This is a genomic window from Sphingobacterium sp. UBA7631 (assembly GCF_002483935.1).
GTDB classification, from domain to species: Bacteria; Bacteroidota; Bacteroidia; order Sphingobacteriales; family Sphingobacteriaceae; genus Sphingobacterium; species Sphingobacterium multivorum.
In genome coordinates this window covers 163,834-176,092 of sequence record NZ_DLIX01000007.1, presented here as the reverse complement: position 1 = coordinate 176,092, position 12,259 = coordinate 163,834, and the positions used below count along the sequence as shown (strand labels likewise).

10 protein-coding genes are annotated in these 12,259 nt (G+C 41.1%); 4 read left to right on the top strand and 6 right to left on the bottom strand.

Going from position 1 to position 12,259, the window contains the following annotated elements; all coding sequences use genetic code 11:
* Positions 1–27 precede the first annotated feature (27 nt).
* The 5 genes from B3P16_RS12765 to panC form a co-directional block, all read right to left on the bottom strand.
* A complete protein-coding gene (locus B3P16_RS12765) occupies positions 28–495 on the bottom strand; it encodes a thioredoxin family protein (RefSeq protein ID WP_286843179.1) in 468 nt (155 codons plus the stop codon).
* A 14-nt stretch (positions 496–509) separates the two neighbouring features.
* Positions 510–2,846: a TonB-dependent receptor gene (locus tag B3P16_RS12760; RefSeq protein WP_115046546.1), complete on the bottom strand. Its 2,337-nt coding sequence runs from the start codon at positions 2,844–2,846 to the stop codon at positions 510–512.
* A gap of 371 nt (positions 2,847–3,217) precedes the next feature.
* Positions 3,218–3,580: a hypothetical protein gene (locus B3P16_RS12755; protein WP_286843178.1), complete on the bottom strand. Its 363-nt coding sequence runs from the start codon at positions 3,578–3,580 to the stop codon at positions 3,218–3,220.
* Between the two features lie 120 nt (positions 3,581–3,700).
* Complete coding sequence (gene panD, locus B3P16_RS12750) at positions 3,701–4,051, bottom strand: aspartate 1-decarboxylase (protein ID WP_115046550.1); 351 nt, start codon at positions 4,049–4,051, stop codon at positions 3,701–3,703.
* Positions 4,052–4,095: 44 nt separating this feature from the next.
* Positions 4,096–4,956, bottom strand: a complete 861-nt coding sequence (gene panC, locus B3P16_RS12745) for a pantoate--beta-alanine ligase (protein WP_286843176.1) — start codon at positions 4,954–4,956, stop codon at positions 4,096–4,098.
* Between the two features lie 147 nt (positions 4,957–5,103).
* On the opposite strand from panC, the gene B3P16_RS12740 reads away from it, so the two are divergent.
* The 4 genes from B3P16_RS12740 to uvrC all read left to right on the top strand — a co-directional run bounded on the left by B3P16_RS12740 (position 5,104) and on the right by uvrC (position 11,173).
* Positions 5,104–5,922: a glycogen/starch synthase gene (locus tag B3P16_RS12740; RefSeq protein ID WP_070570107.1), complete on the top strand. Its 819-nt coding sequence runs from the start codon at positions 5,104–5,106 to the stop codon at positions 5,920–5,922.
* Between the two features lie 367 nt (positions 5,923–6,289).
* The gene (gene ispF, locus B3P16_RS12735) at positions 6,290–6,769 is read left to right on the top strand and encodes a 2-C-methyl-D-erythritol 2,4-cyclodiphosphate synthase (protein ID WP_070570337.1); all 480 of its coding nucleotides are present in this window, start codon (positions 6,290–6,292) and stop codon (positions 6,767–6,769) included.
* Between the two features lie 240 nt (positions 6,770–7,009).
* Positions 7,010–9,280 carry a penicillin-binding protein 1A gene (locus tag B3P16_RS12730; protein ID WP_286843175.1) on the top strand — a complete coding sequence of 757 codons (2,271 nt, stop codon included), beginning with the start codon at positions 7,010–7,012 and terminating at the stop codon, positions 9,278–9,280.
* A 93-nt stretch (positions 9,281–9,373) separates the two neighbouring features.
* A complete protein-coding gene (uvrC, locus tag B3P16_RS12725) occupies positions 9,374–11,173 on the top strand; it encodes an excinuclease ABC subunit UvrC (RefSeq protein ID WP_115046553.1) in 1,800 nt (599 codons plus the stop codon).
* 73 nt (positions 11,174–11,246) lie between these two features.
* Here the strand turns inward: uvrC and era are convergent, their stop codons facing one another.
* On the bottom strand, positions 11,247–12,125 hold the full coding sequence (era, locus tag B3P16_RS12720; protein ID WP_070570335.1) for a GTPase Era: 879 nt from the start codon (positions 12,123–12,125) through the stop codon (positions 11,247–11,249).
* Positions 12,126–12,259 lie beyond the last annotated feature (134 nt).

Sequence of the window (12,259 nt, the reverse complement as noted above, 5' to 3'; positions counted from 1 at the left end):
TGGAGTTCGCTACACGTAAATGTTAAATTATTCTAAAAAAACAGCTAACTCCTTTGAATTCAGGTATTTTTGTCGTATGTTTTTTAGCCGAAATTCACTATCAAAACGTAGGAGAGTTGGGAAAATCATTTTTCTCCCTTGTAGCAATTGCAAAGCTAAAGGATGGAATTGTCCTGTTTTTTTTCTTTTGCTTAAGGGCTTCCATATGCTTCGATCAAAAGCAATCTCATCGATAGATTCTGCGTCGAGCTTCACCGCATAGTAGCGCTTGTTGATTAATTGGACAATCTCTTTTTTTGTAAAGATTTCCTGTTCCATTTTTCGGCAGTAGCTGCACCAATCTGTATGAATAAAGAGCAGTGTTTCGCGTGGTGAAACGGCCAGGAGTGAATCCAATTGCGCAAAATCAATCCAATTTATCCGCTCCTGTCCATAGTGGCAGAGCGGATAAAAGAATAGGATTAAGAGCACATATATTTTTTGGAAATGCTTCATATCCCAAATTTATGTTAATGAAAATGACCAACACGAAGTCCAAACGTGTAAGTACGGGGGCGTGTTGGACCATAGATATAGTCTGAATCACGTAGCGCTCCCTTGTCGAAGTCCTTCTGAAAAGCATTGAACATGTTTTGTACTCCACCAAAAATTTCGATGCTGAAATCCTTATGTATTGGAAAGGTGTAGCCTAAGCGGAGATTTAATTCCACAAAGTCCCGGGCATTTTTGAGGGTCATCACATCATTTTGAATGTGTGGAACAATCATTTTTCCCGTATATACTCCAGTCAGATCGATCGCAAATTGTTTGGTTGCTTTCAGGTTGCTATTCAAATAACCATAAATGTTGGGCGTACGGACATATTTTTTGGTGAGGATATCCTGCCCATCTTCTTTTCCTGTATAGATGATTTGGTCTTTCTTGTAACGTGAGCGCTGGATCGTCCCGCCGGTTTGGATAGAAAACCAGGAGGATGGCGCGATATTGATTTCAATATTAGAACCATACACCCGGGCCCCTTCACCATTTTGCATTTCCTGGATAATCAATCCGTCTTTTTCAGACGCCATGACGTTGACAAACTGATTATTTAGATCCGTGTAAAATCCCTCCACGAGCAAACTGGTTTGTACATTTCCGAAATTTTTATTGTAGCTAAAAGAACCTGTATACGCATTGGAGTATTCTGTTTTCAGATTTTCACCGATCAATACAAAGACTTGGTTTCCGCCAATGGAAGTGACATGCATGTCCTCATTAAATGCCTGTGGCGCACGGAAGCCACGTGCATAACCCCCTCTAAATTGGAGGTCTTTTGTGATATCGTATAAGATGGTCAACCGTGGACTAAAGGTGCCGAAGCGCTGATCTGAGTTCCTATTTATACCTGCAAGACTATATTTACCGTCTACATAGGTATAATCATATCGCGCTCCAATTAACGTTTTAAAATTACTTAAAGGTTTCCATTCGTATTGGGCATAACTGCCTAGTCCTTTATTCTGCTGATCGATGGTTCGTTTATACCCCGGTATTTCATCCTGGGTATCGTTGTATGAAAACTCCACTCCGGCAGTAAATACATCTCTTTCAAAGTTGTAGGTATATTGTCCCCCGGCAACCAGCGCGATATCATTTGTTTTTCCATAGGCATTTGCGGCTAATGTGCTGTCGGCAAGTGTTGTTCCGCCTCCAAGACCGCCATAGTAGCTGTCGCGAACAGTTTTCTGTACAGAGCCATACAGGGACATTTTTTGCTTATAATCGGTGGAATAATGATCGTAGGTGATTCCGCCAACAAGCGAACTGGTTTCCAATTGCTCGGTGATTTGCGTCAGATGGGGTACTTTATCGAGTTGATCACCACCGCGGCGGAACTCGTTCACGGTGCTAAAGTCAACCGTTATCTTATCCAGGTCACTCGGCTTGTAAAATAATTTTGTGCCGAAAGTGGTGTTACGAAGTTTGGTTATTTCCGAAAAACCATCACCATTCGCATCGTAAGCTTCCCGATTACGGTGCATGCCGTAGAATGTGGCTCCTCTTTTGAGGTCTTCCGAAACGGTTGAGGTATTAAAATCAACGGTATTATCCCAGCTTTTGCCACCAATAAGTGAGTTGGTGGATTTGACCTGCCAGTCGTTCTCTACCGGATCTTTTGTAATAATATTGATGGTCCCTGCAATGGCATTGGCACCAAATAAAGCCGAACCGCCGCTACGCACAACCTCAATACGATCGATCATACTGGTTGGAATCTGATCCAAACCGTATACGCTATTTAGTGCGGAAAATACCGCCCTACTATTGATCAATATTTGTGAATAGGGGCCCTCGAGACCATTAAGCCGGACTTGTGAAAAACCGCAATTCTGGCAATTGTTTTCTACCCGTACACCCGGTTGATAATTCAATGTTTCCGACATAGCGACAGATTGTGTCGCATTAAATAATTTGGGACCAATGACATTGACCACCACAGGAGCGTCCTTACGTTTTACGCCATAGCGTGTAGCTGAAACCACAACCTCATCCAAATTGAGGTTGTCTTCCTCCAGTTGGATTTGCAATGGTGCCTTCAACGTGTCTAAAGAGATGACTTTGCTGAAGGAACGATAGCCCACTGCAGATATATTCAAGGTTACTTTTTGCGTTGATATTGCAGACAGCTTAAAGTAGCCATCGGCATCGGATGTTGTCGCGAGCTTGCTGTTTTTTAAGGTCAGGGTACCGGAAGGAACCGCTTCATGATTTTTATTGAACAAGTAGCCTTCAAGTTTTGACTGGGCGTATATAGTGGATGTACCAGCCAGTAATGTGGCCAATAATGTGTATTGCTTTAGCATCGTAATTTGATAAAAATTTAAAACATTTAAGCCTCGTATAGCGAGGTCTATTCCTATTGCATAAATGGCGTTCGAGGTATTGTGAACTTCTCGAAAACAGGCGAATGGCTTGTTTTTTAGTAAGGTGCTTTATACCAGGCAACGTACTGAACTCCCGCCAAGGTTATTCAGCAAACGTTTTCGCCATTGTGAAAAGACAATGCTCGAAAAGGAGGCAACGAAAAGATGGTATCAAAAGATACTTATCGATAGGTACTACATTCCATAGCAACTGGACCAATCAATTGAGCGCATGGCTAACATATTGTTTTTTGCACAACACGAGTTTGGCCACCCTGGACTTCAGACCTTCGAAATCTTTGATTTTTGATTTATGCTAAGCTGGGGGGACCACGTAAGTGGTAATGATCGACGGTTGTGGTGAATGCTTCCGGACAAAATAAATGATAGCGTTCATCTTTTACTTCACGCGGAATAGGAAGCTCAAGGACGGTAAATTCAGTTTGTACGTAGGTATTGTGATAGATGACATTGAGGTATTCGATTTGGTCATCTGTTTCTTGCGGCTTTTGTTTCTTGGTAAAATCATAAGGGTGGGTGTGCATGACAATCTCACCGGTTGATTTTACCTCTTTGTGCATAAAAACAACACCCGAAATAATAATCAGCGACATTAATACCAATTGGCAAAATGCGATAAGCTGACGTGGGGATTTCGTTGTTTTTCGGTACATAAAAAAGCGTTACTTTTTAGGGTAACGCTTCAAAAATACGATTTTATTTTGTGAGTATTCGTGATCCACTCATTAAAAAATTATAAAGTTTCTATGTGCTAAGCTTAACTTGCTTCCTGACTATTTAATCAGATGATTGTTGTCGTCTGGAAATACAACGGAAGGTTTAAACTTCTTAGCTTCCTCAAAATCCATGTTTGCGTAGGAAATGATGATGACGATGTCGCCGACCTGAACCAGGCGAGCCGCAGCACCATTCAAACAGATAATGCCTGATCCACGTTGCCCTGGGATGACGTATGTTTCAAGACGGGCTCCATTATTGTTGTTTACGATTTGAACTTTCTCGTTAGCGATGATATTTGCGGCATCCATCAAATCTTCATCTATCGTGATACTACCCACATAATTTAATTCCGCTTGTGTGACTTTAACGCGGTGAATCTTGGATTTCATTACTTCTATTACCATGGCGCAAAGGTAGGGCTTTCTACTGAATTTGAAAGATTTGTCAATTAATTTGACAAATTATTCAGAATCATATTATCAATCAAACGAACACCTTCAACCCAGGCAGCGACAAGTGCGACATGCTGCTTACTGAAATCGATGTGATTGACTTCTTTTAAGGTCGAACTCTCACATAGGGCAAAATATTCAACGGTTAGTCCTTCGGTGTCTGTTAAAATCTGCAAGGCTTTGTCTTTTATTTCCGCTAGCGGGATAGCGTCATGTATATGATCTTTTACATATTGCAGGGAGCGGGAGAGTGCCAAAGCGGTTCTTTTTCCAGCGTCGCTTAAGCGCGCGTTTCTAGAGCTCAGTGCTAGGCCGTCTTGATCTCGAATGATAGGACATATCGCCAATTGAATCGCGAGATCCTTCATGGCTATCATGCGTTTGATGACCATGACCTGTTGAAAATCTTTTTGCCCGAAACAAGCAATATCCGGTTGTACTAAGGTAAATAATTTATAGACCACCTGGGTGACACCTTGGAAATGCCCGGGGCGTTTTTCACCTTCCCAAATCTGATCCAGTTCGCCAAGGTCAAGATGCCAGGCTTCATTTTTATCGGGATACATTTCATCGACACTTGGTAAAAAGAGAATTTCGCAATCGACGGATTCCAGTAATCTAATGTCGTTTTCGATGGGCCTTGGATATTTTTCGAGATCTTTCGGATCGTTAAATTGTGTGGGGTTAACAAAAATGCTGCAAACACGAATATCGCTGATTGGTTTTGCATAATTTAATAGGGATAAATGTCCTTCATGTAAAGCGCCCATCGTAGGGATTAGAGCGATTTTTTGACCTGTTGATCGGGCTTGTTGCAGGTATGCTTGGAGAGATGCTTTCGTTTTGAAAATTTCCACTTTGCTATTTAGTTTTTGTTGGCAAAGTTGCATAATATTTTGGGAATATAAAACGATGATTAATAGTAAATTGCATAGTAAGTATTTTTTTCGTACCTTTGTAGACCGATTTTACTGTTCGAAAATAATAAATAAAAATAACTGGAGATGGCAAAAACGAAGATATTGTTTATTACTCACGAGATGTCGCCTTTCCTCGAATTAACTAAAATTTCTGAAATTACACGTCAACTTCCGCAAGCGATGCAAGAAAAGGGTTTTGAGATCCGGATCTTAATGCCGCGTTTTGGGAATATCAATGAACGTCGAAATAGATTACATGAGGTTATTCGTCTTTCAGGCTTGAACATTGTTGTGGATAATAATGATAATCCGCTAATTATTAAAGTTGCTTCATTACCTGCGGCCCGTATGCAGGTGTATTTCTTGGATAATGAAGACTACTTTCAGCGTAAAAAAGTTTTTAGTGATGAGCATGGCGAATTCTTTGCAGACAATAATGAGCGTTCGGTGTTCTTCTGTAAAGGAGCATTGGAAACTGTGAAGAAATTAGGTTGGTCCCCTGATGTAGTACACTGTCATGGATGGTTCTCTGCTTTGGTACCGGCTTACGTGAAGACAACGTATAAAGACGATCCTACATTCAAGGATGCAAAAGTGATGTACTCTTTGTTCAATGAAGAATTTAAAGGTACATTAGGTACAAAGTATGCTGAAATGGCGCCCGAGGGCTCCTTTAAGGCTGCGGATGCGCAGGTGTACGGCGATGGTAGTTATGAGGCGATCTACAAAGGTGCTTTGCATTTTACCGATATGGTGGTTGTCGCTGACGAAAATGTCAACACGGAAATAGTTGATTTTGCTCGATCAAAAGATATTCAGGTTTTTGAGCCTAATGGCGATCAGGACTACGATGCTTTTGGAGAAGTATATGATCAGTTTGCGCCAGAAGAAGTAGAAGCTTAAGCTTTACCTTTCGAAGCGTTTCGAAAAACAAACAGACAATAATATAGAAAAAGGCTATTCTCAAGGATAGCCTTTTTTTATGCGACTCTTTTTCTTCTGGTCGAACCGTTATTTCAATGATTTTCGTTGCGCTACCTGCCAGAAACCTTTTGTAGCAATAAATATAGCTGCGAATTGCTATCTTCGCAGTAATCTGTCAATGATTTTAGATGTTCATACCAGGGAATCTCAGCGAAGATGAATCGGTTTTGATCTATACCTATGCTAGCTTATCAAATAGCATACATTGGCCGATTTAGTGTATATAAACCGCGTGTTTGGGCATATCTTAAGGATGTGAACAGACAGCATAGCTATAATTCGTGTAATGAAAATTAAGGTAGGATTTGGATTTGATGTCCATCAGATGAAAGAAGGTCATCCGTTTATTGTTGGTGGAGTGCAACTGGAGCATCATGCTGGAGCCTTTGGGCATTCTGATGCCGATGTATTGGTTCATGCGATATGTGATGCCATTTTAGGCGCCGCCAATTTGGAAGATATTGGCTACCACTTCCCAAATACAGATATGCGCTGGAAAGGCATTAGCAGTTTATTGTTATTAAAAGAATGTATGGCGCTGATTGCTGCGAAGGGATATACGCTTGGCAATATTGATGCGATGCTGTGCCTGGAAGCTCCTAAGATAAAACCCTACATTCCACAAATGAAGGTTAAACTGGCTGAAGCAACGGGTTTGGATATCGATGACATCTCTATTAAAGCAACAACAAATGAAACAATGGGATTTATCGGTCGTCAGGAAGGGGTGGTTGCCTATGCGGTTTGCTTGATTGAACGCGCGTAGTTCGCCACAATATTTTCACGTTTAAATTCTTGCTTTTGGCCCAATTAGTAATACCTTTGCCAAAGTAGGGATTCTTGGCACACTATCTGATAGAGTGTGCATTAATGTCTTAATTGAAGTCTTTAAAGATCAAAATGATGCCCTATCCAAGTTTGCAAAATGCAACTGCGGTTGGAAAAATGGTCTCTGCATTGCGGTCTTTACAATGAATAATATTTACGTCTGAAATTTAGTAAATAGATGAAACGAGTATCAAAAAAAAATCAACTTACTGAGGCTGATGTCAAGCGGTATACGTTCAATTTTTGGAAAATTATCGTCGGGATTGTCGCGATAGGTTTTCTCTTTATATTGAGTATACGTCTTGGCCTATTTGGAAAATTACCCTCCTTCAGTGATTTGGAAAACCCCAAAAGTAATTTAGCGTCTGAAGTTATCACGGAAGATCATAAGGTATTGGGAACGTATTATGTCCAAAACCGTTCCAATGTAAAGTATAGTGAATTGTCACCTTATTTGATCAAAGCATTGGTTTCTACAGAGGATAAACGCTTTTATGATCACTCCGGGATAGACTACTCACGGACATTTACAGTTATCTTTCACACCTTGACCGGTAACAAACAGGGGGGAAGTACCATTACACAGCAGCTTGCTCTGAATCTATTTTCGGATGGACGGCAAAAGAATTTTCTAAAGCGTGTCATCCAAAAATTTCAGGAATGGATTACCGCTGTTCGTTTGGAAAGAAATTATACCAAAGATGAGATTATTACCATGTATTTTAATACGGTAGACTTTGGTGCTTATAATACCTACGGAATCAAATCCGCTGCGCGGACTTATTTCAATACGACTCCGGATAAACTGACGGCGGAACAAGCAGCCCTTTTGGTAGGAATGCTTAAAGGCCCGGGAGCATATTCTCCTGTGCGGTACCCCGAAAAATCACGTACGCGCCGTAATACAGTATTGAACAATATGGTTGCCGCTAATTTTATTTCGGCAGAGGAAGCTACCAAAGCGAAGGAGAAACCACTTGGTTTAGAACTGAAGATTGCAAATTACGGTGAAGGTTTGGCACCCTATTTTAGAGCGGTATTAAAGGATGAAATCAAAAAAGAATTTGCAAAATTGTCCATCACCAAACCAGATGGTACGCCGTATGACCTCGATCGTGATGGATTGAAAATCTATACGACGATCAATATGTCGATGCAGCAATATGCAGAGGATTCGCAAAAAGAATGGATGAAGCAATTGCAGTCTAAATTTTCCGCACAATGGAAAAATAGGGATCCTTTTAAAGGCGACAAAGCCAAACTGCTCATGAGTGGAATGAAGCGCTCTGACCGTTACCGTATTTTGAAAGAAGAGGGCTTGAATGAAGACGCAATCAAAAAGGCTTTCAATGTAAAGGTTCCGATGAATATTTTTACGTGGAAGGGAAGTGTTGATACGATGATGACGCCAATGGATTCCATTAAGTACAATAAACTCATGTTGCGCAATGCGATGATGTCTATGGAGCCGAAGACCGGACACATCAAAGCTTGGGTTGGTGGTATTGATTTTGACCACTTCAAATATGATCAGGTAAAAATGGGTACACGTCAGGTCGGATCGACGGCGAAACCATTTACGTACGCGGTGGCGATTGACAACGGTTATTCACCATGTTACAGTATTCCCAATTACCAACAAACCTATAATGGGTGGACGCCAAGAGGAAATGCACAAGGTGGGAACCCGATTACTTTAGCGAAGGCATTGGCTTATTCGCAAAACTATGCGACGGCCTATTTGGTACACGAAGTTGGTGCTGCAGAAGTGGCCGCATTGACTAAACGGATGGGTATAACAAGTGATGTGCCTAATTATCCTTCGATCTCATTAGGTGCTTATGAAGCGTCGGTCTTTGATATGGTGGGTGCTTATTCGGCATTTGTGAATCAAGGAACCTGGATTGAGCCAACTGCGATCTTACGTATTGAAGATAAAAATGGTACACCGATCTACGATAAAGCACCAAAGGTCGTAAAAGCCTTAAATAGTGAATCTGCTTATATTATTGTTGATATGTTGAAAAAAGTGGTATCCCAAGGTACGGCGAGACGTATTCAATGGATGTATAAGCTCACCAATCCAATTGGTGGTAAAACAGGTACAACCAACGATAACTCAGATGCCTGGTTTATTGGTATCACACCGGAACTGGTTACAGGGGTTTGGACCGGTGCAGAAGATCGAGGTATTAGTTTCGACAGGATGGAGTACGGACAGGGGGCCGCAGCAGCGATGCCTGTATTTGCGTACTATATGCAGAAAGTATATAAAGATTCAAATCTGAAGTATACCAAGGGCGATTTTGAGCAACCGCAGGGTGGGCTTACCCGTGTCATTGACTGTAATCAGTATTGGGGCGGTGGTGGCTCTGATGTCGAAGATGGATCTACGGATTCAAGCGGTAAAGATGCAACTAAACTAAAAGATGATCGCTTAGGTTTCTAAGTTATTTTGACGAATACCATTGGGCCAGATAATAAATTTTTTCGAGATTTGTTGTCTGGCCTTTTTGCTGAACATGTTTGATATTGGAACGTAATGGACGTATTTGATTATAGAGAAGAATTAAAAAAGATACCACATCGACCGGGAGTCTATCAGTATTTTGATAAAAATAGTGAGCTGATCTATATCGGTAAAGCGAAGGATCTGCGTAATCGGGTCGGTTCGTATTTCGTGAATGAAAATCAGCTGAATGGCAAAACCCGTGTTTTGGTTCGCAAGATCAACCGTATATCTTTTACTATAGTTGATACAGAGATTGATGCTTGGTTGCTTGAGAATTCATTAATCAAGAAACACAAGCCCAAGTATAATGTTCTGTTGAAGGATGATAAAACCTATCCATGGATTGTCATCAAGAACGAACCTTTTCCGCGGGTTTTTTGGACCAGACAATATATCAAGGATGGGTCTCGTTATTATGGCCCCTATCCTTCGGTGGGGATGATGCATATTGTATTGGATCTGATCCGTGAACTATTTCCCCTCCGTACCTGCAATTTGGCTCTCACACAGGAAAACATACGGAAAGGCAAGTTTAAGATCTGTCTTGAATATCAAATTGGAAATTGTAAGGGGCCCTGCGAAGGGTATCAGTCCGAAGACGACTACGATCAGAACCTGAGTGATATCAAGGATATTCTGAACGGAAAGATTGCTGTGGTGACCAATCGTTTAAAGGAAAGTATTGGTACAGCAGCAGCGGCTTTGGATTTTGAAAGGGCACAGTTAATGAAGGCCAAGTTGGATAAGCTGGACAACTACCAGAGCAAGTCGACGGTGGTCAACTCATCCATTACCAATGTGGATGTATTTAGTATTGCTTCAGACGAGGGTTACGCTTTTGTCAATTACCTGAAAGTCATGAATGGTGTTATTATTCAGACACAGACCCTCGAAATGAAAAGGCGTTTGGACGAGAGTGAACAGGAGCTTTTGGCCTTGGCGATACCGGAGATTCGGGAGCGCTTCAAAAGCCTCTCGCGGGAAATTATCGTACCTTTTGAATTGGATATTGAAGAGAACGAACGGATTCGATTTACGATTCCGAAGTTGGGCGAAAAGAAAAAATTGCTGGAACTTTCCCAAAAGAACGTGGCATTTTTTAGAAAAGAGCGTCTGTTGCAATATGAAAAGCTTAATCCGGATATTCGGACGGAGCGCATCTTAAAGCAGATGCAAAAAGATCTGCGCATGAATGTGCTCCCGCAACATATTGAATGTTTCGATAACTCGAATATTCAGGGGAATTATCCCGTATCGGCTATTGTTGTCTTTAAGGATGCAAAACCTTCGAAGAAAGATTACCGCCACTTTAATGTGAAAACCGTGGAGGGTCCCAATGATTTTGCCACGATGGAGGAGGCTGTTTTTAGACGCTATAGGCGATTATTGGATGAAGATCAGCCTTTGCCGCAATTGATCATTATCGATGGGGGAAAGGGGCAGCTGGGCGCAGCCTTAAAGAGTCTGCGCTTGTTGGGGATAGAACGGAAAGTCACGGTCATCGGCATTGCCAAAAGACTGGAGGAGCTATTCTATCCGGGTGATCAATATCCACTTTATCTGGATAAGAAGTCTGAAACCCTCAAGGTCATTCAACATCTCCGGGATGAAGCACACCGTTTCGGAATCACCTTCCACAGAAATCAACGGAGCCGCAAAACCTTCGTTTCAGAGCTGGAAAATGTTCCGGGTATTGGAAAAACAACGGTTGAGAAAGTGTTAACTGAGTTTAAATCGGTAAAAAAAGTGAAGGAAGCCTCCGATGAAGAACTAAAAAAAGTGCTTAATCTGAAACAGATTAAAGCACTTCGTGAATATTTTGCAACGTAAAAATTTAAAAGAAGAATAGTTCGTGCAGTAGAGGTCTGTAAAAAAGGTCTCCGTACGAACTTTTCAAAGCGAATTAATCATCGTAACCAAAACGTTTAAGGTAGTTCTTTTTACTTCTCCAGTCAGGAATCACCTTAACAAAAAGTTCGAGGAATACTTTTCCATCGATAAACTCTTCAATATCCTGGCGGGCATAGGTACCGACTTTTTTGATCATGGCACCTGCTTTTCCGATGATAATATTTTTTTGAGAGTCGCGCTCTACAATAATTTCGGCAGCAATACGTGTGATATTTGCTTCTTCTTTGTATGATGTGACGATTACCTCTGTACTGTAGGGGATTTCCTTATCGTATAGTTTGAATACTTTTTCACGGATCATCTCAGAGACGAAGAAACGCATGGATTTATCCGTTAGCTCATCTTTCTCATAATAGGCTTCGTGAATCGGTAACTTGTCCTTGATGTAGTGCATCACGGCGGCGACATTATGATTTAATTTTGCTGAAATCGCAAAAACGGTATCTGGATTTAATTTTTCCTGCCAAAATTCAATCTTAGCCTTGACCTCTTCTTCCGAAGATTTATCAATTTTGTTGATAAGCACGGCAACAGGGGAATTTGTTTTACGCAATTTCTCCAGGACATCGTTCTCATCGTATTTTTCGTGGATATCTGTCACAAATAAAATAATGTCTGCATCGATCAACGATCCTTGGACAAAATTCATCATTGATTCTTGCAAAGAATAGTTTGGTTTGATAACACCAGGGGTGTCCGAAAACACAATTTGGTGGTCTTCATCGTTTACAATACCGATAATGCGGTGTCTTGTCGTTTGCGCTTTGGGTGTAATGATAGACATTTTTTCACCCACTAAAGCGTTCATTAGGGTGGACTTACCAGCATTTGGCTTTCCGATGATACTTACGAATCCTGCTTTGTGTGACATTTTTCTAAATTTTATTAGGATTACAAAGAAACAAAATATATCTTTGTACTCCAATTCGGAAGGATCATAATCTTGTTTTTTCAAAAGAAAAAAGCAATTTTGTTCAAAAATATATTGCGGGGTGGAGCAGTTGG

Coding starts and splice junctions, on each gene's coding strand:
- panD (WP_115046550.1), bottom strand. CDS start 4,051: ATGGTAATAGAAGTAATGAAATCCAAGATTCACCGCGTTAAAGTCACA.
- B3P16_RS12760 (WP_115046546.1), bottom strand. CDS start 2,846: ATGCTAAAGCAATACACATTATTGGCCACATTACTGGCTGGTACATCC.
- uvrC (WP_115046553.1), top strand. CDS start 9,374: ATGGACGTATTTGATTATAGAGAAGAATTAAAAAAGATACCACATCGA.
- B3P16_RS12765 (WP_286843179.1), bottom strand. CDS start 495: ATGAAGCATTTCCAAAAAATATATGTGCTCTTAATCCTATTCTTTTAT.
- B3P16_RS12755 (WP_286843178.1), bottom strand. CDS start 3,580: ATGTACCGAAAAACAACGAAATCCCCACGTCAGCTTATCGCATTTTGC.
- B3P16_RS12740 (WP_070570107.1), top strand. CDS start 5,104: ATGGCAAAAACGAAGATATTGTTTATTACTCACGAGATGTCGCCTTTC.
- era (WP_070570335.1), bottom strand. CDS start 12,125: ATGTCACACAAAGCAGGATTCGTAAGTATCATCGGAAAGCCAAATGCT.
- ispF (WP_070570337.1), top strand. CDS start 6,290: ATGAAAATTAAGGTAGGATTTGGATTTGATGTCCATCAGATGAAAGAA.
- B3P16_RS12730 (WP_286843175.1), top strand. CDS start 7,010: ATGAAACGAGTATCAAAAAAAAATCAACTTACTGAGGCTGATGTCAAG.